Source organism: Bradyrhizobium sp. BRP56 (genome assembly GCF_020194035.1).
Classification (GTDB): domain Bacteria; phylum Pseudomonadota; class Alphaproteobacteria; order Rhizobiales; family Xanthobacteraceae; genus Bradyrhizobium; species Bradyrhizobium australafricanum.
Window position 1 is genome coordinate 37,190 of record NZ_JADYVV010000029.1, and the last position, 22,574, is coordinate 59,763.

A 22,574-nucleotide genomic window follows, 5' to 3' on the forward strand; every position below is an offset into this window, starting at 1 on the left:
GGCATTCCCCCAGGGCGGTCTGGCGACCGCCACTATATAAGGGATCAGCGCCCGGTCTGCCCGCGGTCGCGCAGAAAATGATCGGCCAGCACGCAGGCCATCATGGCCTCGCCGACCGGCACCGCCCGGATGCCGACGCAGGGGTCGTGGCGGCCCTTGGTCAGGATGTCGGTATCTGCGCCCTTGCGGTCCACGGTCCGGCGCGTGGTCAGGATCGAGGAGGTCGGCTTGACCGCAAAGCGCACCACCACCGGCTGCCCGGTCGAGATGCCGCCGAGGACGCCGCCGGCATGGTTGGACAGGAAACGCGTTCCGTTGTTGCCGGTCCGCATCTCGTCGGCGTTCTCCTCGCCCGACAATTCGGCGGCGCCGAAGCCGGCGCCGATCTCGACGCCCTTGACCGCGTTGATGCTCATCATCGCCGCCGCCAGGTCGCTGTCGAGTTTGGCGTAAATCGGCGCGCCGAGCCCGGCCGGCACGCCCTCGGCGACGACCTCGATGACGGCGCCGATCGAGGAGCCGCTCTTCCTGATGCCGTCGAGATAGCTTTCGAAGAACGCCGCCTTGTCCTTGTCGGGACAGAAGAACGGGTTGTTCGCAATCTCGTCCCAGTCCCACTTCTCGCGATCGATCTTGTGCGGCCCCATCTGCACCAGCGCGCCGCGCACCTTCACCTCGGGCAGCACCTTGCGCGCGATCGCACCGGCCGCGACGCGGGTCGCGGTCTCGCGCGCGGAGGAGCGGCCGCCGCCGCGATAGTCGCGCAGGCCGTATTTCGCTTCATAGGTGAAGTCGGCATGGCCGGGCCGGAACTTGTCCTTGATCTCGGAATAATCCTTCGAACGCTGATCGGTGTTCTCGATCAACAGCGCGATCGGCGTGCCGGTCGTCACCTGCACCCTGCTCTCCGGATGCGCCATCACGCCGGACAGGATCTTCACCGCATCCGGCTCCTGGCGCTGGGTGGTGAAGCGCGACTGGCCCGGGCGGCGGCGGTCGAGGTCGTGCTGAATCTCCTCCACGGTCAGGGGGATCAGCGGCGGGCAGCCGTCGACGACGCAGCCGATCGCGACCCCATGGCTCTCGCCGAAGGTCGTGACGCGGAACATATGGCCGAAAGTATTGAAGGACATGGCGTGTCGTAACGCGCAGAGGCAGCGGGGTCAAACAGCCAGGCTGTCATTCCGGGGCGATGCGGAGCATCGAACCCGGAATCTCGAGATTCCCCGGGGCGCAATTGCGCCCCTGAGGTTCGCTTCGCGCCCCCGGAATGACAGTGCGAGTTAACTATGCTTCCGCAACCCCGCGGCGCCGAACACATAGACCGCCCCCTGCTCGATAGTGAGCTCGGCGGCCGAGGCCGGCGTCTCGAAGCCGAGCGCCACCATCAGCGCTCGCGCCGTACCGCCATGGGCAACCGCGACCGTGTCCGACGTCACCGAGCGATACCAGTCGGTCATCCGCACCTGGACGTCGACATAGCTCTCGCCGCCGGACGGCGACACCGTCCACTTCTCGGCCAGGCGGCGGGCATACAGCGCGGGCTCCGCAGCCTGCGCCTGCGCCAGCGTCGAGCCTTCCCACGTCCCGTAGCCGATCTCGCGCAGCCGCGCGTCGAGGGCGTAATCGCCGGGCGGCAGGCCGAGCTCGGCACGCACCAGCTCCATGGTGGCGCGCGCCCGGATCAGCGGGCTCGCGACAAACGGCACCGTCGTCTTGTCACAGCCGTCGCGCGCCAGGAGATCGGCGAGGATGCGCCCGGCATGCGCGGCCTGGGCGCCGCCGCGCTCGTTGAGGGCGATGTCCTGCACGCCCTGGAGCCGCCCTTCGGCGTTCCACGAGGTCTCGCCGTGGCGGATGTAATAGATCGTCGGTACCGGCATTCCCGTAACGGCTCGTCCCTGCTGAGCGAGATGTCGGCCGCCTCAAGGCTTCACGCTTCGAATTTTTTCGGCTCGGAGGTACACCAGCACTTCGGCCGGCGACAAGCCCAAATCGGCCGCAGCTTGGGCGGTATGCGCGCAGATCGGCGCAGACGGAATAGCCACGCCGCCAGGGTGTTATGTTGGACAAGGCGACTATCGCCGAGACCATCGAAGACTGGGATGCATGACCGCGTTTCGTCAAAGTGTCGAAGCCATGATACCGGCGCTGCGTCGCTATGCGCGCGCGCTGGCGCGTGACACGGATATCGCCGACGATCTGGTGCAGGACACGCTGGTGCGGGCGCTGCGCTCGGAGCGGCTGTTTCTCGGCGGCGACGTCAGGAGCTGGCTCTACACGATCCTGACCAATCTGAACAAGAACCGCCGGCGCTCGCTGGCGCGGCGGCCGGCGTTCGTGCCGCTGCTCGATAACAATGCCGACGCCAGCGGCACCGAGGCCGAGGGACGCGACATCGAACGCGCGCTGTCGACGCTGGTCGAGGAACAACGCTCGGTGCTGCTGCTCGTCATGCTGGAGGGCATGAGCTACCGCGAGGTCGCCGACATCCAGGGCGTGCCGATCGGCACGGTGATGTCCCGCCTCGCCCGCGCCCGCGCCCATGTCCGGGCCTCGATCGAGGGCCAGCGCCCGGCGCTCCGGCGGGTGAAATGATAATGTGCGCGATGGCCGGCGTTATGCATGAACGATTTTCGAACAAGATTTGGCAGAGACCACTGATATGACCGACCCGAACATTCCCGTCACCGAAGACGAGCTGCACGCTTACGTCGACAACGAGCTGCCGGCCGAACGCCGCGGCGATGTCGAGGCGTGGCTTGACACGCATCCCGACGACGCGGCGCGGGTGCAGTCATGGCGTGCGATGGCCGAGACACTGCATGCACGCTACGACACCGTGCTGGACGAGGCGGTGCCGAAACGGCTCGAGCTCGAGCGGCTGGTGCGCCAGCCGCGCCGCTGGGTCTATGGCGCGGTGGCGGCGACGGTCATGGCCTTCGTCGCCGGTGGCGGCGCCGGCTGGATCGCGCGCGGAGCGGCGGCGACGCCGTCGGCATTCCAGAGCTTCACGGTCGATGCACTCGATGCGCATCGGCTCTACGTGGTCGAGGTCCGGCATCCCGTCGAGGTGCCCGGCAGCGAGCGCGACCACCTGCAGCAATGGCTGACCAAGCGCTGCGGCTGGGACGTCCGCGCGCCGGAGCTGACCGGGCTGAAGCTGGTCGGCGGCCGCCTGCTGCCCGGACCGAGCGGCCCGGCGTCGTTCCTGATGTATGAGAGCACGTCAGGTGAGCGGTTCACGGTCTACACCGCCAAGGTGAAGACCGAGGCGACCCAGATGCGCTACGCCGTGCAGGGCAGCGACGGCGCGCTGTTCTGGGCCGATCGGGGCGTCGCCTATGTCGTCAGCGGCGGCACCGATCGCACGCGCCTAACCCAGGTCGCGCAGGCCGTCTACGATCAGATGGAGAAGAGCGGCGGGTGATCTTCCGTAATTTTACGGAAGATCAGGTCGTCGAAATTGCGTCATTTCGAGTAAGTGAATCCAGCCTCACTCAGCGTCCCAATTCCGACATCGAAAACTTCGATTCGCGTCATGGACGCGTCTCATTATCGCACCGGATGCTCACGCGAAGATGATCCGCGCCCGATCCGCCGATCGGCGCACGCGGCCTCGATTGGGGTTTTGTGTACCGCGCTGGTCCCCCTCTCGAGGCCGCACTCCTTTTCCGTCATCCGATCTGCACGCCGCAGACCTCGGAAGGCCCGTCATCCTTTGTGACGCGCTCGCAATGCCCGCGTCTACCCCGATATACTCCGGGGTAGTTGCAGTTTCGCGTCTTCGCGTCTTTGGGGCGCGCTCTCGGCGGTCAGCTGAGATCGCTGCGCGGATTATAGGGGTTACGATCCCGCCACGTCTGCATCAATGCCTCAAGCTCAGCATCGTTCCCGTCGGGAAGGATGATGCGGGTCGTGACATAGAGGTCGCCGGTCGCGCCGGCCTTCGACAGCCCCTTGCCCTTGAGGCGAAAGGTGCGGCCGCTGGAAGTGTTCTTCGGGATCGACAGTTCGACCGCGCTGCCGAGCGTCGGCACGCGGACCTTGCCGCCCAGCACCGCCTCGTAGAGGGTGATGGGCAGGTCGATCCTGAGGTCGTTGCCGTCGACCTTGAAGAACGGGTGCGGCGCGATCGAGATCGTGATCAGGAGATCGCCGGGCGGATGGCCTTGCGCGGTCTCGCCCTGCCCCTTCAGCCGGATCTGCTGGCCCGCAGCGACCCCGGGCGGAATCTTGACGTTGAGCTCGCGGCCGGTCGGCAGGCGGACGCGCTTGTCGCCGCCCCTGACCGATTCCTCCAGCGAAACCGTCATGGCGACCGAAAGATCGAGGTCGACGCCGACCCCACCGCCGTCAAACTCGAACGGACTGGCTCGGCCCGCGCGGCCGCCACCGCCGCGAGCGGCATTGCTGAACATGCTGTTCAGGATGTCCTCGAAGCTGCCGCCGCCCATGCCGCCGCCGGGCCCGGAGCGGAAACTGTACTCAAAGCCACCCGGACCGGCACGGCCGCCGGCACCGCCTCCGCCAGGGAAGCCCTGGAAGCGCGGCTTGCCTTCGGCATCGATCTCGCCGCGGTCGAACTGCTTGCGCTTGTCCTCGTCGCCGACGATCTCGTTGGCCGTGTTGATCTCCGCAAAGCGGGCCGCCGCCTTCGGGTCGTTCTTGTTGTTATCAGGGTGATGCTTCTTGGCGAGCTTGCGATAGGCGCTCTTGATCGTCGCAGCGCTGGCGCTCCGCTGCACCCCCAAGACCTCATAGGGGTCGCGCATCCGTCACGTCTCCTTCACGGGAAAAATTCAGTCCTGGCCGGGAACCCGTCCGGGCCCACTTTGCCTTCATGTGGGGGCTCAGTGGCATTTTTGCAACTTAGCCCGGCATCGCCGGAATTCTCAGGATTTTCTCCAGGGCTTCAGGCTATGGATTTCCCACCGCCCTTGTCCAGCCTTGCATGCGGCCCCCTGCAGCCAGCTCTCGGTGGCTCCATTGACGTAGCTGGCAAGGAAATCCCGGCACGTCTTGCCATCCTCGCCCGAATAGGCCTGGGCCAGCGGCGTCACCGAGCCGCGCGCGCCGGTTTCAGGATTTTCCCAGGGCTGGCTGGAATCCTTGTCGCCCTTGGTCAGCACGTCGGAGGCAGCATTGCGGGCGAAGGCGAGATCGGTGTCGGTCGGGATCACCGCATTGATCTGGGTCGGCCTGATCGAGCCCGTCACATCCTTGTCGTCCAGCTTGGCGAAGGCGTCGCTGCGCGACAGGCTGCAGCCGCTTGCGCCGACGCCGATCAGGATCAATGTCACCACCGCGCCTGCGGGGTGGATCGCCGATAGGCCAACGCGCCCCCATGCCCTATATAGGGCTAGTAACGCGCTTTCAGACGCGGGCGGATGCAAATCGGGACTCCTGACATGACCGACACGACCTCCATCAAACACCCGACACCGTTAACATCGGGTGATTTCACCGCGGCGGAGGAGCCGTTCGCCCTGTTCGCCGAATGGTTTGCGGACGCGATCAAGTCCGAGCCGAACGATCCGAACGCGATGGCGCTTGCGACCGTCGATCCCGACGGCCTGCCCGACGTGCGGATGGTGCTGATGAAGGGCTTCGATGCCGACGGCTTCGTGTTCTATAGCCACATTGCGAGCGCCAAGGGCCGCGAATTGGCCGCAAATCCTAAGGCCGCTTTACTCTTCCACTGGAAATCGCTGCGCCGCCAGGTGCGCATCCGCGGGCCGGTCACGCCGGTGACCGATGCCGAGGCCGACGCCTATTTCGCCACAAGGCCGAAGCAGGCGCAGATCGGCGCCTGGGCCAGCAAGCAGTCGCAGCCGCTGGAGAGCCGCTTCGCCTTCGAGCAGGCGATCGCCAAGACCGGTGCGAAATACGTCATCGGCGAGGTGCCGCGGCCGCCGGGCTGGAGCGGCTGGCGGATCACGCCGCAGCGCTTCGAGTTCTGGCACGACCGCCCGTACCGCCTGCACGATCGCATCGAATTCCGCCGCGACGGCGCCGGCAGCGCCTGGTCGAAGGTGCGGCTCTATCCCTGAAAGCTGCGACCGTCATGGCCGGGCGAAAGCGCGAAGCGCATCTTCGTGTAAGATGACCCGGCCATCGACGTCTTGATCCCAAGTCATCCCAAGTCGTTCGAAGGCGTGGATGCCCGGCACGCCGCCGCGCATGACGAAAACGAAAGAAACCGTCGATGCCCCACCCATCCAATGCGCCGCGGCGCACGCTGCTCTTGACCGGCGCAAGCCGCGGCATCGGCCATGCCACCGCGATCCGGTTCTCGTCCGCCGGCTGGCGCGTCATCACCCTGTCGCGGCATGCGTTTCCCGAGGTCTGCCCCTGGGGCGCCGGGCCGGAAGACCATATCGAGGTCGACCTCGGCAGCCATGACGACACCGTGCGCGCGATCTCCGAGATCCGCAGGCGGCTCGAGAACGATGAACTGCACGCGCTGGTCAACAACGCCGCGATCTCGCCGAAGGCTGCGGGCGGCGGCCGGCTCGGCACCATGGACACCGACATCGAGACCTGGACCCACGTTTTCCACGTCAACTTCTTCGCACCGATCATGATCGCGCGCGGGCTGATCGAGGAGTTGAAACACGCCAAGGGCGCGGTGGTGAACGTCACCTCGATCGCCGGCTCGCGCGTGCATCCGTTTGCCGGCGCGGCCTATGCGACGTCGAAGGCCGCGCTCGCGGCGCTGACGCGCGAGATGGCATCGGACTTCGGCCGCGTCGGCGTCCGCGTCAACGCGATCGCGCCGGGCGAGATCGATACCTCGATCCTGTCGCCGGGCACCGAGAAGATCGTCGACCAGCAGATTCCGATGCACCGCCTCGGCACGCCGGACGAGGTCGCCAAGATCATCTACGTTCTCTGTACGGAGACCAGCTCTTACGTGAACGGTGCGGAGATCCACATCAACGGTGGTCAGCACGTCTGAGCTTGGGAAGAGCCGTATTTCGGGGAAGGAAGTTTTGAGGCGATCCCGGCCGCCGCCGCGGCCGTCATTGGGATTGCTTCACTTGCAGGCGTAACAAACACAAACGAGGCTTCTGCCTCCGAGGCTTCGGCCTCTAGTCTGCGTAAAACCGACGCGACTTCTTCTCGGGCTGCCGCAGCGCGACGTCGTTCAGCGCGCTGGAGCATTCGTCTTCGTCCTCGCCATCCAGCAACGCAGCGCCACAGTAACGGCAAAGTCTCGGCGAGATCGCCTGCACCTTGCCTGCTGCGCGGTCCTGTTGATAGCGCGCAAAGTCGATGACGTTACGCCGTGGCGTTATGATCTTCTCAACCATTGCTGTCCTCCGGCTTCGAGGCGGGCGTTATCGCAGACAAGTTTCGCCCAAACGTTCAGCGCAACGCTCAAATTTTAGCAGAGGAAATAAGGCAGAAAGCGCGTCCCAAAACGCGACGCGTGGAACCGGTTTACAGCCACTTCTTCCACTTGAAGATCCAGTACGGCACGACAGCCGCGATCAGCATCAGCACCAGTGCATACGGATAGCCGTGCGCCCATTCGAGTTCCGGCATCACCTTGAAATTCATGCCGTAGATCGAGGCGATCAGCGTCGGCGGCATCAAGACCACCGCCATCACCGAGAACAGCTTGATGATGTTGTTTTGTTCCAGATTGACCACGCCGAGCATGGCGTCGAGCACGAAGGTGATCTTGTTGGAGAGATAGGAGGCGTGGTCGGTCAGTGAGGCCACGTCACGCTGCATGGTCTTGAGCTGCTCGCGCATGTCCTTGGACCATTTCACGCCCTCGACCACCGCGGAGAGGAAGGTGACGAGGCGGCCGATCGAGACCAGGCTTTCGCGAACCTTCGAGGTCAGGTCGCCCTTGCGGCCGATCGCGATCAGAATCTGCGAATATTGCTTGGCGTGGCCGTGGCGCTCGCTCTCCGGCTCGAAGATGTCGTGGGACACCTGGTCGATATCGGCCCCGCAGCGCTCCAGAATGTCGGCGCAACGGTCGATCACCGCGTCCAGCAGTTCCATCAGCACCTGCTCCCCGGTGATGCTGGGGGAACAGGCGCGCGCCAGCTTGTTCTCGACCAGCGCGAACGGCTTCGGCAGGTCGTAGCGCACCGTTACCAGCCGATGACCGGTGAGGATGAAGGTCACCGCCGTGGTGCGCGGCATGTCGGTGTCGGACTGGCACATCAGCGTCGCGGTCATGTAGCGCGCGCTGTTCTCGATATAGAGGCGGCTGGAGATCTCGATCTCCTGCATGTCTTCCCGGGTCGGCACCGCGATCCCCGCGAGCTTCTCGACCGCCCGGTCCTCCTCCACGGTCGGATTCACCAGATCGACCCAGACCGCTCCCTCGGGCAGCGCGCCGAGGTCCGTCGCGGTGGCCTTCTTGAGCGAAAACTCGGACGGAACGAACACCGACAGCATCACGAACTCCACGAAACAGGGCTGGCAGGACCCGCCGACTTAGCGCGATTCTGGGGGGCGCTTCATGACCGGGGTATTAACCGGGCATCCATACTTGTGGCGGCCAGGCGGCAGCGACGTGACGCCGACTCGTCGACCGTTGCCTGTTTGCACAAAAACCAACCCGGCACCAGAACAGTTGCGGCAAAAAAGCCACAGACAGCGTCCCGCGATGCGGGAAAGGCATCTAGACTCTGGGAATAATGGCACGTTTCGGCAATAATGCCGCTAATGGAATCGTGGCGGTTGGGGCGTAATAGTGGCGCTTTCGGGCGCGGATTTTCGATTGGAATGTAATCATGTCGTCGCTCAAAGTTACCCTCGGGATCCTGGCCGCGGGCCTGATGTTGTCGGGCTGCATGCAGGCCACAACCTATGAGGCAACCAACACCGCGAACTTCAAGCCGCGTGACAAGGAACTCCTGGCCAAGACCACCTACGTCAAGACCCCGGTGGCTGAACCGTTCCGCCGCGCCATCGTCGAGTATCACCGCAAGGAAGCCCCCGGCTCGATCGTGGTCGATTCCGACAACCATTACCTCTATTACGTGCTGAACGACGGCAAGGCGATCCGCTACGGCATCACCGTCGGCGAGGAAGCCATGGCTTGGTCCGGCATCGCCAAGGTCGGCAGCATGACCGAATGGCCGGCCTGGCACCCGACCCCCGGCGAAATCTCGCGCCTCGGCGTCCCGACCTTCGTGGCCCCGGGCCCGGACAATCCGATGGGCTCGCGCGCGATGTATCTCTATTCGGGCGGCAAGGACACGCTGTTCCGCATCCACGGCACCAACCAGCCGGAATATATCGGCGCGTCGATCTCCTCGGGCTGCATCCGCATGACCAACGAGGACGTCATCGACCTCTACAACCGCGTCAAGCTCGGCACCATCGTCGTGGTGCTGGAGCCGAAGCACGGCGACTCGCCCTACAAGCCGCAGATGGCCCTGCAGGGCGGCGGCGGCACGACCTACTGATCCAATCGCAATCGCGATCAAAAGCGCCGGCTTTGCCGGCGCTTTTTTGTTGGCTGCGTCTTGGTCTCGGCGCTGCGGTCAGGCGCAGCCGCATCATCTGATTTTGTGCCGTTCGGCTTCTTGCCGGCGTCAGACTTGCCGTGGTTAGCCTTGCCTTGGTCAATTCTGGGTGCGTCCGTCTTCGACGCGTCGGATTTGGCGGCGACCTCGCGCGGCGGCGCCTCTTCGGGGCGCTCGGCCGGCAACAGCGGCGCGACTTGCGGCAGCGGGTCGTCCACGTTCCACTGGCAGATCCGGTAATTGTTGCGACGCTCGATCAGGTCGAGATGGATGTGGTCCTCGTGGTACCAGTCCGAGCCCGGCCCGAGCACCGTGGAGAAGCGGGCGCAAACCGAATGCAGCACGGTCTCGCGCAAGGCCCGCGACACGCCGCGGTCGGTCAGCGAGATCGACTTGCCGTTGGCGAGGCCGAGGGCGCGCACGTCGAGCGCATTGGCGCGGCCGTGCTCGGAGAGCTGCGCTCCGGCGACCCGATTGCGGCCGCGGCATTCGAACGAGTCGAAATTGTCGAGATTGCTGATCCCGCCGCCGAGGCTCTGCGCGAGCGGCGCGATATCGGTGCGGACCCAGTCGACGACCGCAGCGGCCATCTTGCAGCGGAGGATCGCCGCCGGCTTGACCGCGACCTTGCGCTTGTCCGCAAGCACGATCGCCTCGAGCCGCACCAGATCCTCTCCGCCGCAGCCCCCGGCGCCGTGGATATCCGGAATGCTCGGCGCGATCGCGATCTCCTCGGTGAGGGCCTGCCGGCAGGCCGACAGCTGCGGCGCGGCGGGCTCGGCCGGCTTTGCCGCCTCAACCGGCTTGGCCCTCTCGCTCGGCCTGGCCGCCTCGGCAGGCGCGGCCGGAGACTGCGTCTCGGCCGCGGGCGGCTCGGGCGCGGTTGCCGCCGGCACGTGAGCTGCCGCAGGCGCCTGCGCCGGGCGCGGCTTCGGCAGCGGCACCGCCGCGCGGCGGACCGCCTTGTGCGGCCTTTGCGGCCGGGTACCGAACAGATCGTCCCACGGAAAGCTGGGCGCGCGGCGGGCGGCCTCGGCGGGGCCTGCTTGCATGCCAAGGCAAAGCAGCACGGCGGCGGTAACCATTGCCGCGCCCCCGCGACGAAACGCGCCAACAGGCCATTTTCGGCTTGCTTTCTCCGCGCTAAAGTTCATGTCAGTTCCATGATTTTACTGCCGGCCGTCCAAGATGCCGGCGGATCATGTGTGAGGATCGAGGAGGGATTTGCGTATGCTTGGTTTGATGCAAGATTGGCCCTTGCTGTGTCACAAGATTATTGAGCACGCCGCCAAATATCACGGCACGCAGGAAGTCGTGACGCGGTCGGTCGAAGGCCCCATTCATCGCACCACCTACGCCCAAATCCACGCCCGCGCACTGAAGGTCTCGCAGAGCCTGGAACGCGACGGCATCAAGCTCGGCGACCGCGTCGCCACCATCGCCTGGAACACCTGGCGCCACCTCGAGGTCTGGTACGGCATCATGGGGATCGGCGCGATCTGCCATACGGTCAATCCGCGCCTGTTTCCGGAACAGATCGCCTGGATCGTCAACCACGCCCAGGACCGCATCGTCATCACCGACCTCACCTTCGTTCCGGTGCTGGAGAAGATCGCAGGCCAGCTGCCGAGCGTCGAGCGCTACGTGGTGCTGACCGACAAGGCGCACATGCCGCAGACCACGCTGAAGAACGCGGTCGCCTATGAGGACTGGATCGCGGCATCCGACGGCAAGTTCGAGTGGAGGACCTTCGACGAGAACACCGCGGCGGCGATGTGCTACACGTCCGGCACGACCGGCGATCCCAAGGGTGTACTTTATTCGCACCGCTCCAACGTGTTGCACGCGCTGATGGCCAACTCGAAGGACGCGCTCGGCACCTCCGCGTCGGACACAATGCTTCCGGTGGTCCCCTTGTTCCATGCCAACAGCTGGGGCATCGCCTTCTCCGCGCCGTCGATGGGCACCAAGCTCGTGATGCCGGGCCCGAAGCTCGACGGCGCCTCGGTGTACGAGTTGCTGTCGACCGAGAAGGTCACGCACACCGCCGGCGTGCCGACGGTGTGGCTGATGCTGCTGCAATACATGGCCGCCAACAACGTCAAGCTGCCGGACCTGCAGATGGTGATCTGCGGCGGGTCGGCGATGCCGCGCTCGATGATCAAGGCGTTCCTCGACATGGGCAGCCAGGTGCGCCACGCCTGGGGCATGACCGAGATGAGCCCGCTCGGCACGCTGGCGACGCTGAAGCCGCCGTTCACCGAGCGCACCGGCGAGGAGCGGCTCGACATCCTGCAGACCCAGGGCTATCCGCCCTTCGGCGTCGAGATGAAGATCACCGACGATGCCGGCAAGGAGCTGCCGTGGGACGGCAAGACGTTCGGCCGTCTCAAGGTCTCGGGCCCGGCGATCGCCAAGGCCTATTTCCGGATCGACGGCAACATCCTCGACGATGCCGGCTATTTCGACACCGGCGACGTCTCGACGATGGACGAGCACGGCTACATGCGGATCACCGACCGCTCCAAGGACGTGATCAAGTCCGGCGGCGAATGGATCTCCTCGATCGATCTCGAGAACCTCGCAGTCGGCCATCCGGCGGTCGCGGAAGCCGCCGTGATCGGCGTCCAACACCCCAAATGGGATGAGCGGCCGCTGCTGATCGTGCAGCTCAAGCAGGGCCAGAGTGCCACGCGCGAGGACATCCTGAAGTTCATGGACGGCAAGATCGCCAAATGGTGGATGCCCGACGACGTCGCCTTCGTCGACGGCATTCCCCACACCGCGACCGGCAAGATCCTGAAGACGGCGCTGCGCGACCAGTTCAAGGACTACACGTTCCCGACCGCCGCGGCGTGAAAACAAACGCTCGTCATGCCCGGGCTTGACCCGGGCATCCACGACTTCATCGTGCGGCAAGACATGGATGGCCGGGTCATAGGCGAGCGCAAGCGACGCCGTCCTTCGGACGGCTATGCCCGGCCATGACGATTCGGGGTAAAGCCCAAATCCCTTGAATTCGCCGCAGGTCCGTGGTCTCACACGACTGATCGCGGCGAACGAGGTCGCCTGAGGACATCTCAACCGGCAGATTTTTCGACGATGGCGCGCAGGTTTTCCGCTCCCTACCAGCAGGAGCCCGTGTCCGGTCTCGCCACCTGGTCGCGCAACCTCGCCATCTTCTCCGTCGTCGCGGTGGTGGTCTCGATCCTGATCGTCCGCTTCGGGTTCCTGGAGGTCAAGCCGGCGCTCGCGACCTTCTTCGGCGCGCTGGGCCTGGCCGGCCTGTCGATCCTGCTTGGGCTGGCCGCCTTTGCCGCGATCTGGCAGAACGGCACCCGCGGCATGGGCCGGATCCTGCTCGCGCTGCTGATCGACGCGGCGATCCTCGCCTACCCGGCCTATCTCATCTATCAGTACCGCAAGCTGCCGCGGATCTACGACGTCACCACCGACGCGATCGACCCGCCGAAATTCGAGGCGCTGGCGCGGCTGCGCACCGGGGAAGGCACCAATCCTGCCGCCTATGCCGGCCTCTATTCGGCCGAGCGGCAGCGCGCGGCCTATCCCGATATCGAAACCGTCGAGCTCGAAACCCCAGTCGACCGCGCCTATGAGCTGACGCTGCGGCTGGTGAACCGCCGCAAATGGCTCGTCATCGACGCGCGCGCGCCGCAGCCGCCGCGCCGCATCGGCCGCATCGAGGCGGTGGCGCGGACGCCGATCATGGGTTTCCGCGAGGACGTCTCGATCAGGGTCACGCCTGACGACGAGGACTCCCGCGTCGATATCCGCTCGGCGTCGCGCTATTTCGACACCGATCTCGGCAGCAACGCCGCCCGCGTCAAGAAGCTGATCGAAGACCTCAACAGCGCGGCCGAGAACGACAATGCCAAGCCGGCGAAGAAGGCGGCTCCTGTCGCGCCAAAGGCGCCGCCGGCGAAGACGGTGAAGAAGTGACGCGGTAGCGTCATTCCGGAGCATCGCGCAGCGATGAACCCGGAATCTCGAGATTCCGGGTCCGGTGCTTCGCACCATCCCGGAATGACGAACTAGGCCATCCGATACGTCCCGCCGATCACCGGATCGCCGTCCGTCGCCACGACGCCGCGTGCGACGAGGTCCTCCAGATGCGCCAGCACCGAATAGCCGGCGGCATTGGCGAGCCGCGGATCGAGCCCGATATAGATCGCCCGCACCATGGTCGGAATGTCGGCCTCGCCCTTGCCGAGACGATGCAGGATCGACGCCTCGCGCGCCCGGCGATGCCGCGCCAGGAAACGGACGTAGCGCGGGCCCTCCGGAATCTCCGGGCCGTGGCCGGAGAAATACAGCTGCTCGGGCCGCTGCTCCAGCCGCTCCAGCGAGGCCATGTAGTCGATCATCGAGCCGTCGGGCGGCGCCACGATCGAGGTCGACCAGCCCATCACATGGTCGCCAACGAAATTGATGCTGCGCTCCGTCCAGGCGAAGGCCAGATGGTTAGCGGTGTGGCCGGGGGTGGCGATCGCCTCCAGCGCAAAGCCCGCGCCCTCGATGACGTCGCCGTGCTTGACCTGCACATCGGGCCGGAAATCGCGGTCGGCGCCGGATTCCGGATTGTGCTTTTCGCTCTCGAAGCGCGGCCGCGAGGCGCGGTGCGGTCCCTCGGCATAAACCGGCGCGCCGGTCGCGGCCTTGATCCGTGGCGTGTTCGGCGAATGATCCCGATGGGTATGGGTGACCAGGATATGCGTCACGGTCTCGCCCTTGACCGCATCGAGCAGCGCCTTGGCATGCGCCTCGTCGTCGGGACCGGGATCGATGATCGCGACCTTCCCCTCACCCACGATGTAGCTGACCGTGCCCGTGAAGGTGAACGGGCTCGGATTGTTGCAGAGGACACGGCGAACGCCGGGGCGGACCTGTTCGACCACGCCGGGCTTCAGCGGAAAGTCGCGGTTGAACGGGATGTCGTCGTTGTCGGCCATGGCTTCTGTCCGTGATGTCCGAATTATCTTTGACCTCGTCATGCCCGGGCTTGTCCCGGGCATCCACGCCTTCCTTTGCGAGCCGCAAGACGTGGATGGCCGGGACAAGCCCGGCCATGACGGCGTTTGGATGAGCGCTCCTTACGAGAACGCCTGGATGCCGGTGATCGCGCGGCCGAGGATCAGCGCATGGACATCGTGCGTGCCCTCATAGGTGTTGACAGTCTCGAGGTTCGCGGCGTGACGCATCACGTGATACTCGATCTGGATGCCGTTGCCGCCGTGCATGTCGCGCGCCATACGGGCGATGTCGAGCGACTTGCCGCAATTGTTGCGCTTGACGATCGAGATCATCTCAGGGGCCATCTTGCCCTCGTCCATCAGGCGGCCGACGCGCAACGAGGCCTGCAGGCCGAGCGCGATCTCGGTTTCCATGTCGGCGAGCTTCTTCTGCACCAGCTGGGTGGCGGCGAGCGGCCGGCCAAACTGCTTGCGGTCGAGCGTGTATTGCCGCGCACGGTGCATGCAGTCCTCGGCGGCGCCGAGCGCACCCCAGGAGATGCCGTAGCGGGCGCGATTGAGGCAGCCGAACGGGCCCTTGAGGCCGGAGACGTTGGGCAGCAACGCGCTTTCCGGCACCACCACATTGTCGAGCACGATCTCGCCGGTGATCGAGGCGCGCAGCGAGAGCTTGCCGCCGACCTTCGGCGCCGACAGGCCCTTCATGCCCTTCTCGAGGATGAAGCCGCGGATCTGGTTGTCGTGCGCAGCCGACTTGGCCCACACCACGAACACGTCGGCGATCGGCGCGTTCGAGATCCACATCTTGGCGCCGTTGAGCTTGTAGCCGTCGGCGACCTTCTCGGCGCGGGTTTTCATGCCGCCGGGATCGGAACCGGCGTCCGGCTCGGTCAGGCCGAAGCAGCCGACCCATTCCCCGGTCGCAAGCTTGGGCAGATATTTCTTGCGCTGGTTTTCGTCGCCATAGGCGTAGATCGGATACATCACCAGCGACGACTGCACCGAGTTCATCGAGCGATAGCCGCTATCGACGCGCTCGATCTCGCGCGCCACGAGGCCATAGGCCACGTAACTCGCATTGGCGCAGCCATACTCCTCGGGCAGCGTCACGCCGATCAGGCCGAGCTCGCCCATTTCGTTGAAGATCTCGCGATCGGTTTTCTCTTCCAGATAGGCCTTGGTGACCCGCGGCAGCAGCTTGTCCTGCGCATAGGCCCGCGCAGTGTCGCGGATCAGGCGCTCGTCTTCGGTGAGCTGGTCGTCGAGCAGGAACGGATCATCCCACTGGAAGCTGGCCGCAGCCGGCTTGTCCTTGGCCTGGGGGCGCACGCTCATGAAACATCCTTTCGCATCGTCTATCGGAAATTGGCGGATAAATTAAAGCGCTATGCTGCGAAGCGCAATTGGTGATCCTCTCACCGTCATTCCGGGGCGCGCACTAGCGCGAACCCGGAATCTCAAAATTCTCGGTGCGCAATCGCGCACCTGAGGGGTTCGATGCTGTGCATCGCCCCGGAATGACTGACGTTAGGTCTCCAGCTTCTCGTTCGACACGATCTCGATGCCGAAACCTGACAATCCCTTGTAGTCATGCACCGACGAAGTCAGGTGCCGGATCGAGGTGACGCCGAGATCACGCAGGATCTGTGCGCCGACGCCGACCTCGCGCCACTGCCTGTGGCGATCGGCCTCCGCCGTCTTCTGCTCGCCGACCGGCTCGACCGGAACACCGGCGGCACCATCGCGCAGATATACCAGCACGCCGCGGCCGGCATCCTTGAAATGCCGCAGCACGGCTTCCATGCGCGCCGGCCCGGTGAACAAGTCCTTCACGATGTTGGGCTTGTGCAGCCGCGTCAGCACGTCCCGGCCGTCGCCGATGCCGTTATAGACGAAGGCCGCATGCATGATCTCGTCGAACGGTGAGCGATAGGCGTAGCCCTGCAGCGGGCCGATCGGGCTTTCGGTGGTGAAGGTCGCGACCCGCTCGATCAGCTTCTCGCGCGCCTGGCGATAGGCGATCATGTCCGCGATCGTGACATGCTTGAGCTTGTGGGCGGCGGCGAATTTCGCGACCTGCTCGCCCTTCATCACGGTTCCATCGTCGTTCATCAGCTCGCTGATGACGCCGACCGGCGGCAGCCCGGAGAGCCGGCACAGATCGACCGCCGCCTCGGTATGGCCGGAGCGCAGCAGCACGCCGCCGTCGCGCGCGATCAGCGGGAAGATGTGGCCGGGACGCGCGAAATCATTGGCGCCGGCGTTGGGATTGGCGAGCGCGCGGCAGCAGGAGGCACGCTCCTCGGCCGAGATGCCGGTGCCGCCATCGGGCTTGTAGTCGATCGAGACCGTGAAGGCAGTGGTGTGGTTGGACTCGTTGTGCGCCACCATCGGGTCGAGCCGCAGCCGGCGGGCGTCCTCGGTGGTGATCGGCGCGCAGACGATACCGGAGGTGTGGCGGATGATGAAGGCCATCTTTTCCGCCGTGCAGAACGACGCCGCGACGATCAGATCGCCCTCGCCTTCCCGGTCGTCATCGTCGGTGACGACAACGAGTTCACCCTTCGCAAAGGCTTGCAGCACTTCCTGGATCGTATCGGCCATTGTCCTGACATCTCGCTATATGCAGGCAGTGGATTAGCCGGGTTCCGATGTCAGCGCCAGTATCATTATGCAACCCGCCATGCATCCGGCAGGGATACCAGGGCGGTGACGGCGGTTTCCGTAGCCCGGATGGAGCGAAGCGCAATCCGGGACATTTCCGCGTGCACGATCCCCGGATTTCGCGGAGCCTGTCATCGGGCGCGCGTTCGCGCGACCCGTTGGCTCCATCCGGGCTACAAAACCGGCTCGCCTACGGCAGCACCTCGCGCCGGTCGCTGAGCTGGGCGTCCAGCTCGGTGCGCTTGTCGTCGAGCAGGCCGGCGTCGGCCGCCTCGATCACGGAATAGAGCTCGCCGGCGTCGCTGAGCCGGGTGACCGTCACGTAGTCGGCGCCGGCGCTGTAGAGGTCGTCGACGCCGGTCAACAGGTCCGCGGTGGCAACGATCCGCGCGGTCGGATTGAGGGCGCGGACGTGGCGCACCAGCTTCTCATTGTCGGCGCCGACCAAGAGGAAATCCGGCACGCTCAGGATGATGATCTCGGCCTTGCCGATGCCGGCATGAACCAGGGTGTCGACATTGCTGATGTCGCCATAGATCACATGCATGCCGCGGTCGGACAGCGTGCGGAACACCAGCGGGTTGAAATCGATGACGCTGATCTGCTCGAGCAGCGACTGGTTCTGCCGCTCGATCTGGCTGATCAGCGCGCTCGCCGCGCGGAAAAAGCCGAGGATAACGATGCGCCGGATCTCGCCATGTCCGCCCTCGTGCCCGGCCTCGCCGCGGCCCTGGCCTTCCTGATCGAGGTCGAGCAGCCCGATCCGCTTCAACGGACCGATCAGGCCGCGCACGATCTGGTCGCTGCGCCCCATCGCGAAGGTCGAGAGCACCGCCAGCACGACGAAGGCGAACGAGGCCGCACTCGCGGTTTCGGTTCCGATGTGGTTGGCGGCGACGCCGGTCTGGATCACGACCAGCGAGAACTCGGAGATCTGCGCCAGGTTGATCGCCGGCAGCAGGCTGGCACGCAGGCCCTGCTTCATCAGATAGAGCGGCGTGAACGTCGTGATCAGGCGGCTCGCCACCGTGAAGGCCGCGATGACGAGCGCAAGCCAGATCACCGAGAGGCCCGGAATCGGGATCGTCATGCCGAGCGCGACAAAGAACAGCGTGATGAAGAAATCCCGCAGCGTCGTGACCTTGGCGGTGACGTCGAGCGCATAGGGAAAGGTCGAGATCGAGACGCCGGCGACCAGCGAGCCCATCTCGCGCGACAGATGCAGCCGCTCGGCGATCTCGCCGATCAGAAAGCACCAGGCGAGCGCGCCGAGCAGCACGAGCTCGGGCCGCCGCGCGATCTGGTGGAACAGCCGCGGCAGCACGTAGCGGCTCAGCACCAGCGCGGTCGCGACCAGCACCGCGACGCGGGCAATCGACAGCAGCACGACGCTGATCTGCAGATTGTCGAGGCTCGGCTGCACCGCCAGGAACAGGATCGCGAAGATGTCCTGCAGCACCAGCACGCCGAGCGTGATGCGGCCCGGCAGCGTATCCAGTTCGCGCTTCTCGTAGAGCACCTTGACGATGATCACGGTCGAGGACAGCGCGCAGGCGACGCAGAGATAGATCGCGTCGAACTTGCCGCCGCCGACCGCAAGCCCGATAGCGGCAAAGAACGCCACGCCGATCAGGCAGCCGCCGATCAGCTCGCCGGCTCCCGCGAACAGGATGACCTTGCCGGCACGGATGATCTTCTTGAGGTCGATTTCCAGCCCGATCATGAACAGCATGAAGATCAGGCCGAGCTCGGAGATGACGCTGATCGATTCCTGGGACTTGACCCAGCCCATGCCGAATGGACCAATGAAGAAGCCGGCGATAAGGTAGGCCAGTATCAGCGGTTGCCGAGAGAAATGGGCGAGCAGCCCAATCCCCCAGGCAAACAGGATACAGAGCGTGATATCGGGAATCAGTTCATGCATGCGTCAAAGACTTCCTGTTGCCGCAACCTAGAGGGCCGGGCGTGAGGATCAACCGAGCAATGTGTCACATCCGCGCAGGTGGCATTTTTCTCGCAGTTTTGCTCTGCCTGCTCACCGTGCGCATGTCAGAGGCGCTAGCACAATCCTCGGCAAGTATTGAACAAAATTTCGCGAACTCGTTGACGACGGTGCCATCGGAGGGCCTCACCGCCTCCGGTGCATTCTACGTGCCGGTGTATTCCAGCGTGTCGATGAGCCAGGGCAAGCTCAGGGCCGATTTTTCGGTGACGCTCAGCGTGCACAACGCCTCCGAGACGAAGCCGCTGGTGCTGAAGCGGATCGCCTATTTCGACACATCAGGCAAGATGGTGGAGAGCTACCTCAAATCGCCGGTCGCGCTAAAACCGTTTGCGACCGTCGAGATCGCGATCGCCACGACCGATACCCGCGGCGGCACCGGCGCGAATTTCGTGGTCGATTGGGCGGCCGCCGGCGAGATCGCGGAACCGGCGGTCGAGGCCCTGATGGTCGGCAGTGTCGGCGCAGGGCACTACGCCTTCATCAGCCAGGGCCGGCCGATCCGGCCGGTCGGCAAGAACTAACCTCATGGAAGGCCGCTCGCCGCGGCCTTCTCAACGATAACAACACGGAGCGAAACGTCCATGTCCACCTCAGCCCAGTTCGACTTTGCACCGCTACTACCGGCCGGCCTGCCTGCCCCGGCCGCACGCTGGACCGGGCTCGCCAAATACAGCTTCGTCGGCGGCAACAACGATCCCGACCAGGTCCCGGTCGACGGGCTGCTGGAGGCGGTCAACGCCGTGTTGAAGCGCGAGGGCAGGAATCTGGCGACCTACAATCTCGCGCACGGGCCGCAGGGCTATCTGCCGCTGCGCCAGTTTCTGACCGAGAAGCTGAAGCGCGACGCCGGGATTGCCTGCACCTCGGACGAGATCATGATCGTCTCCGGCTCGCTGCAGGCGCTCGATCTGGTCAATCACACCTTGCTCGCCAAGGGCGATACCGTGCTGATCGAGCAGGAAACCTATCAGGGCTCACTGAACCGGCTGACACGGCTCGGCGTCAATGCGGTCGGCATTCCCCTCGATGGCGAAGGCATCAGGATCGATGCGCTGGCTGCAGCACTCGCCGATCACAAGCGGCGCGGCATCACGCCGAAATACATCTACACCATCCCGACGGTGCAGAACCCGACCGGCTCGATCCTTCCCGAGAGCCGCCGCGCCGAGATGCTGAAGCTGTCAAAGGAATACGGCGTGCCGATCTTCGAGGACGATTGCTATGCCGATCTGATCTGGAGCGGCGAACGGCCGCCCGCGATCTATGCGATGAGCAAGCATGGCGGCGTGATCCATATCGGCTCGTTCTCGAAGTCGATCGCGCCTGCGCTGCGGGTCGGCTTCATCGTCGCGCCCTGGGAGATCATGTCGCGAATGCTGCCGCTGAAGACCGACGCCGGCTCCGGCGCACTGGAGCAGATGGTGCTCGCGGAATATTGCGCACCGCATTTTTCGACCCATGTGCCGCGCCTGACCAAGGGCCTGCGCGCCAAGCTCGATACGCTGATGGAGGCGCTAAACGAGCAGTTCGGCACTGCGGCCGAGTTCGAGGCGCCGAAGGGCGGCATCTTCCTCTGGGTCAAGCTGCCCGACAATGTCGACACGTTGAAGCTTTATCAGGCGGCGCTTGCCGCCGGCGTCTCGATCAATCCGGGACCGGAATGGTCGACCAGCAAGGCCCATTCCGGCAGCCGGCTCCGCCTCTGCTTTGCCAGCCCCTCGCACGAGCAGATCCGCGAGGGCGTTGCCGTGCTGGCCGAGGTGTGCCGCAAGGAGTTCGGCGTTCCGGCGCGCAGCAGCAATGTGGAGAAGCGCGGCTAGCTGTTTCGCTCGCCGGAAGATGGATTGCTTCGCTTTGCTCGCAATGACGGGGTAACCCGTCTCGACGTCATTGCGAGGAGCGAAGCGACGAAGCAATCCATGTTTCCACCTGCCCCTCACCTCACCGAGAACGGCGCCTGATAGGGCCGGCCGAACGGCACGCCGTTGACCACGGTCTGCACCGGCTTCAGCAGCAGATTGCCGTCGCGCTTGTTGTTGCGGGTGTCGACGAAGGAGACCGGGCCTTCGACGAGATCCATGATCGCGACGTCGCCCGGGGCGCCACGCTGCAGCGTGCCGACCTTCGGGGTCCGGTTGATGATCCGCGCCGGCACCGAGGTCGCCATCGCCACCACCTGATCCAGCGACGAGCCCATCGCCAGGAACTTGCTCATCACGTTCGGCAGGAACGGGATGCCGGGCGAGTTGCCCGAGAAGACATGGATGTCGGAGGAGATCGTATCGGGCGGGCAGCCGGCGGGGATCGCGACTTCGGCCACCGTGAAATCGAAGCTGCCGCCGCCATGGCCGACGTCGAACAGTACGCCGCGCTGCTTGGCCGCGAGCGCCGCCGGCAACAGCTTGCCCTCCTGGACGATATTGGTGAAAGCGCCGGACATGTTCGGCGCGCCGGAATAGGCATGGGTCAGGATATCGCCCGGCCGCAGCAGATCGAGGATGTCGGACATCAGCTCCCTGGTCTCGACGCCGCCGATGTGCACCATCATCCGCGCCGGCCAGCCGCACATCTCGCAGGCCTGAATGCCGCGCTTCAGCGGCTCGAGGCCATGCTTGAAGATGACGTTTTCCGACATCCGCACCTTGACCCCGATCAGGAAGTCGGGGTTCTCGGCCAGCGCCATCGCGCAGGCTTCGACCTGGGCGTTGTCGATGTTGTAGAGCTCGGCCACCGGGAATGCCGACAGGCCATTATTGGCGATATGGACGAAGGCGTAGATCCGCGCCCGCGATTGCGCCACGATGAAGCGCCGCAGCGCCGCGAGGTTGTTGACGCCGGCGTCGCCCGCCGAGACCACCGTCGTCGTGCCCTGGAATTGCACCAGTTCGTCGGCGGGAATGCCGATCGCCGATCCGTACGGGTAGACGTGGCAGTGCAGATCGACCAGGCCCGGCATCACGAGCTTGCCCGACGCGTCGATGGCCCTGGTGGCGCGAGCAGCTGGGATCTCGTCTTCGATCGACTCGATGATGCCCCAGCGGATGCCGATGTCGCGCTTGCCGCGCAGCGACTGGCTGGGATCGATGACATCGCCGTTCTTGATCACGAGGTCGAACTTGTCGTCCGGCCCCATCGCCGCAGCGGCCGGCCTCGCGATGGCTGCGGCAGCGGCCGATCCCGTCACTTTCAAAAAATCCCGGCGTGAAAATTCGCTCATGGCAACGTCCCCCCGAACATTGATTTTTATGGCGCGATGATGCGTCGGACGCAGCGGTTAGGCAAGGCCGGGAAAGCCGCCCGTGCGCTCGCTCATCGGTTGTGCGCACCAACACGCGACGGCAGCAGCGTTCGAGGCAGTTGCTGAACAAGCGTTCAGAAAACTCCTCTGATTCCTGCGGAACGTTTCAATCTCCG

At 65.1% G+C, this 22,574-nt stretch carries 21 protein-coding genes; 9 read left to right on the forward strand and 12 right to left on the reverse strand.

All coding sequences use genetic code 11. The features are described 5' to 3' along the window. Positions 1-44 precede the first annotated feature (44 nt). Entirely contained in the window at positions 45-1,133 is a 1,089-nt protein-coding gene (gene aroC / locus I6F38_RS20990; protein ID WP_225161644.1) for a chorismate synthase, read from the reverse strand. Positions 1,134-1,283: 150 nt separating this feature from the next. Next, the gene (locus I6F38_RS20995) at positions 1,284-1,883 is read right to left on the reverse strand and encodes a histidine phosphatase family protein (RefSeq protein WP_225161645.1); all 600 of its coding nucleotides are present in this window, start codon (positions 1,881-1,883) and stop codon (positions 1,284-1,286) included. Between the two features lie 226 nt (positions 1,884-2,109). Here I6F38_RS20995 and I6F38_RS21000 point away from each other — a divergent pair, with 226 nt between their 5' ends. Further along, complete coding sequence (locus tag I6F38_RS21000; RefSeq protein ID WP_016844579.1) at positions 2,110-2,598, forward strand: sigma-70 family RNA polymerase sigma factor; 489 nt, start codon at positions 2,110-2,112, stop codon at positions 2,596-2,598. A gap of 67 nt (positions 2,599-2,665) precedes the next feature. Then, positions 2,666-3,430, forward strand: coding sequence for an anti-sigma factor (locus tag I6F38_RS21005; RefSeq protein ID WP_225161646.1), 765 nt, complete (start codon positions 2,666-2,668; stop codon positions 3,428-3,430). A 385-nt stretch (positions 3,431-3,815) separates the two neighbouring features. Here I6F38_RS21005 and I6F38_RS21010 read toward each other — a convergent pair whose 3' ends face one another. Then, entirely contained in the window at positions 3,816-4,775 is a 960-nt protein-coding gene (locus I6F38_RS21010; protein ID WP_225161647.1) for a J domain-containing protein, read from the reverse strand. A gap of 120 nt (positions 4,776-4,895) precedes the next feature. Further along, a complete protein-coding gene (locus I6F38_RS21015; RefSeq protein ID WP_225161648.1) occupies positions 4,896-5,303 on the reverse strand; it encodes an RT0821/Lpp0805 family surface protein in 408 nt (135 codons plus the stop codon). Positions 5,304-5,411: 108 nt separating this feature from the next. On the opposite strand from I6F38_RS21015, the gene pdxH reads away from it, so the two are divergent. Both pdxH and I6F38_RS21025 read left to right on the forward strand, forming a co-directional pair. Continuing rightward, positions 5,412-6,053, forward strand: coding sequence for a pyridoxamine 5'-phosphate oxidase (pdxH, locus tag I6F38_RS21020; protein ID WP_225161649.1), 642 nt, complete (start codon positions 5,412-5,414; stop codon positions 6,051-6,053). A 155-nt stretch (positions 6,054-6,208) separates the two neighbouring features. Beyond that, positions 6,209-6,961: an SDR family oxidoreductase gene (locus tag I6F38_RS21025; protein WP_018270354.1), complete on the forward strand. Its 753-nt coding sequence runs from the start codon at positions 6,209-6,211 to the stop codon at positions 6,959-6,961. Between the two features lie 133 nt (positions 6,962-7,094). On the opposite strand, the gene I6F38_RS21030 is transcribed toward I6F38_RS21025, so the two are convergent. Together I6F38_RS21030 and I6F38_RS21035 are read right to left on the reverse strand one after the other, a co-directional pair. Then, the gene (locus tag I6F38_RS21030; RefSeq protein ID WP_063709281.1) at positions 7,095-7,316 is read right to left on the reverse strand and encodes a hypothetical protein; all 222 of its coding nucleotides are present in this window, start codon (positions 7,314-7,316) and stop codon (positions 7,095-7,097) included. 130 nt (positions 7,317-7,446) lie between these two features. Next, on the reverse strand, positions 7,447-8,424 hold the full coding sequence (locus tag I6F38_RS21035) for a magnesium transporter CorA family protein (protein ID WP_168857199.1): 978 nt from the start codon (positions 8,422-8,424) through the stop codon (positions 7,447-7,449). Positions 8,425-8,762: 338 nt separating this feature from the next. Between I6F38_RS21035 and I6F38_RS21040 the strand changes: the two genes are divergently transcribed. Further along, positions 8,763-9,440, forward strand: a complete 678-nt coding sequence (locus tag I6F38_RS21040) for a L,D-transpeptidase (protein WP_057015206.1) — start codon at positions 8,763-8,765, stop codon at positions 9,438-9,440. 17 nt (positions 9,441-9,457) lie between these two features. On the opposite strand, the gene I6F38_RS21045 is transcribed toward I6F38_RS21040, so the two are convergent. After that, positions 9,458-10,585 (reverse strand): extensin family protein, encoded by a 1,128-nt coding sequence (locus tag I6F38_RS21045; protein ID WP_225161650.1) that lies wholly within the window; start codon positions 10,583-10,585, stop codon positions 9,458-9,460. A gap of 145 nt (positions 10,586-10,730) precedes the next feature. Between I6F38_RS21045 and I6F38_RS21050 the strand changes: the two genes are divergently transcribed. Further along, complete coding sequence (locus tag I6F38_RS21050) at positions 10,731-12,359, forward strand: fatty-acid--CoA ligase (RefSeq protein ID WP_225161651.1); 1,629 nt, start codon at positions 10,731-10,733, stop codon at positions 12,357-12,359. Positions 12,360-12,602: 243 nt separating this feature from the next. Continuing rightward, positions 12,603-13,460, forward strand: coding sequence for a DUF1499 domain-containing protein (locus I6F38_RS21055; RefSeq protein ID WP_057015203.1), 858 nt, complete (start codon positions 12,603-12,605; stop codon positions 13,458-13,460). Positions 13,461-13,552: 92 nt separating this feature from the next. On the opposite strand, the gene I6F38_RS21060 is transcribed toward I6F38_RS21055, so the two are convergent. The 4 genes from I6F38_RS21060 to I6F38_RS21075 all read right to left on the reverse strand — a co-directional run bounded on the left by I6F38_RS21060 (position 13,553) and on the right by I6F38_RS21075 (position 19,079). Further along, positions 13,553-14,470: an MBL fold metallo-hydrolase gene (locus tag I6F38_RS21060; protein ID WP_225161652.1), complete on the reverse strand. Its 918-nt coding sequence runs from the start codon at positions 14,468-14,470 to the stop codon at positions 13,553-13,555. 141 nt (positions 14,471-14,611) lie between these two features. Further along, complete coding sequence (locus I6F38_RS21065) at positions 14,612-15,826, reverse strand: acyl-CoA dehydrogenase (RefSeq protein WP_028334515.1); 1,215 nt, start codon at positions 15,824-15,826, stop codon at positions 14,612-14,614. A gap of 192 nt (positions 15,827-16,018) precedes the next feature. Continuing rightward, the gene (gene ribB, locus I6F38_RS21070) at positions 16,019-17,095 is read right to left on the reverse strand and encodes a 3,4-dihydroxy-2-butanone-4-phosphate synthase (protein WP_028334516.1); all 1,077 of its coding nucleotides are present in this window, start codon (positions 17,093-17,095) and stop codon (positions 16,019-16,021) included. 250 nt (positions 17,096-17,345) lie between these two features. After that, positions 17,346-19,079, reverse strand: a complete 1,734-nt coding sequence (locus I6F38_RS21075; protein ID WP_225161653.1) for a cation:proton antiporter — start codon at positions 19,077-19,079, stop codon at positions 17,346-17,348. A 122-nt stretch (positions 19,080-19,201) separates the two neighbouring features. Between I6F38_RS21075 and I6F38_RS21080 the strand changes: the two genes are divergently transcribed. Together I6F38_RS21080 and I6F38_RS21085 are read left to right on the forward strand one after the other, a co-directional pair. Then, a complete protein-coding gene (locus I6F38_RS21080; RefSeq protein WP_176936953.1) occupies positions 19,202-19,681 on the forward strand; it encodes a DUF3124 domain-containing protein in 480 nt (159 codons plus the stop codon). A 60-nt stretch (positions 19,682-19,741) separates the two neighbouring features. Further along, positions 19,742-20,980, forward strand: a complete 1,239-nt coding sequence (locus I6F38_RS21085) for a PLP-dependent aminotransferase family protein (protein ID WP_225161654.1) — start codon at positions 19,742-19,744, stop codon at positions 20,978-20,980. A gap of 116 nt (positions 20,981-21,096) precedes the next feature. Here the strand turns inward: I6F38_RS21085 and I6F38_RS21090 are convergent, their stop codons facing one another. After that, on the reverse strand, positions 21,097-22,377 hold the full coding sequence (locus I6F38_RS21090; protein ID WP_225161655.1) for an amidohydrolase/deacetylase family metallohydrolase: 1,281 nt from the start codon (positions 22,375-22,377) through the stop codon (positions 21,097-21,099). Positions 22,378-22,574: the final 197 nt, after the last annotated feature.

What these genes read in the sequence shown, in the direction of transcription:
- aroC (WP_225161644.1), bottom strand. Translation starts at nt 1,133, where the DNA reads ATGTCCTTCAATACTTTCGGCCATATGTTCCGCGTCACGACCTTCGGC.
- I6F38_RS20995 (WP_225161645.1), bottom strand. Translation starts at nt 1,883, where the DNA reads ATGCCGGTACCGACGATCTATTACATCCGCCACGGCGAGACCTCGTGG.
- I6F38_RS21000 (WP_016844579.1), top strand. Translation starts at nt 2,110, where the DNA reads ATGACCGCGTTTCGTCAAAGTGTCGAAGCCATGATACCGGCGCTGCGT.
- I6F38_RS21005 (WP_225161646.1), top strand. Translation starts at nt 2,666, where the DNA reads ATGACCGACCCGAACATTCCCGTCACCGAAGACGAGCTGCACGCTTAC.
- I6F38_RS21010 (WP_225161647.1), bottom strand. Translation starts at nt 4,775, where the DNA reads ATGCGCGACCCCTATGAGGTCTTGGGGGTGCAGCGGAGCGCCAGCGCT.
- pdxH (WP_225161649.1), top strand. Translation starts at nt 5,412, where the DNA reads ATGACCGACACGACCTCCATCAAACACCCGACACCGTTAACATCGGGT.
- I6F38_RS21025 (WP_018270354.1), top strand. Translation starts at nt 6,209, where the DNA reads ATGCCCCACCCATCCAATGCGCCGCGGCGCACGCTGCTCTTGACCGGC.
- I6F38_RS21030 (WP_063709281.1), bottom strand. Translation starts at nt 7,316, where the DNA reads ATGGTTGAGAAGATCATAACGCCACGGCGTAACGTCATCGACTTTGCG.
- I6F38_RS21035 (WP_168857199.1), bottom strand. Translation starts at nt 8,424, where the DNA reads ATGCTGTCGGTGTTCGTTCCGTCCGAGTTTTCGCTCAAGAAGGCCACC.
- I6F38_RS21040 (WP_057015206.1), top strand. Translation starts at nt 8,763, where the DNA reads ATGTCGTCGCTCAAAGTTACCCTCGGGATCCTGGCCGCGGGCCTGATG.
- I6F38_RS21045 (WP_225161650.1), bottom strand. Translation starts at nt 10,585, where the DNA reads ATGGTTACCGCCGCCGTGCTGCTTTGCCTTGGCATGCAAGCAGGCCCC.
- I6F38_RS21050 (WP_225161651.1), top strand. Translation starts at nt 10,731, where the DNA reads ATGCTTGGTTTGATGCAAGATTGGCCCTTGCTGTGTCACAAGATTATT.
- I6F38_RS21055 (WP_057015203.1), top strand. Translation starts at nt 12,603, where the DNA reads ATGGCGCGCAGGTTTTCCGCTCCCTACCAGCAGGAGCCCGTGTCCGGT.
- I6F38_RS21060 (WP_225161652.1), bottom strand. Translation starts at nt 14,470, where the DNA reads ATGGCCGACAACGACGACATCCCGTTCAACCGCGACTTTCCGCTGAAG.
- I6F38_RS21065 (WP_028334515.1), bottom strand. Translation starts at nt 15,826, where the DNA reads ATGAGCGTGCGCCCCCAGGCCAAGGACAAGCCGGCTGCGGCCAGCTTC.
- ribB (WP_028334516.1), bottom strand. Translation starts at nt 17,095, where the DNA reads ATGGCCGATACGATCCAGGAAGTGCTGCAAGCCTTTGCGAAGGGTGAA.
- I6F38_RS21075 (WP_225161653.1), bottom strand. Translation starts at nt 19,079, where the DNA reads ATGCATGAACTGATTCCCGATATCACGCTCTGTATCCTGTTTGCCTGG.
- I6F38_RS21080 (WP_176936953.1), top strand. Translation starts at nt 19,202, where the DNA reads ATGTCAGAGGCGCTAGCACAATCCTCGGCAAGTATTGAACAAAATTTC.
- I6F38_RS21085 (WP_225161654.1), top strand. Translation starts at nt 19,742, where the DNA reads ATGTCCACCTCAGCCCAGTTCGACTTTGCACCGCTACTACCGGCCGGC.
- I6F38_RS21090 (WP_225161655.1), bottom strand. Translation starts at nt 22,377, where the DNA reads ATGAGCGAATTTTCACGCCGGGATTTTTTGAAAGTGACGGGATCGGCC.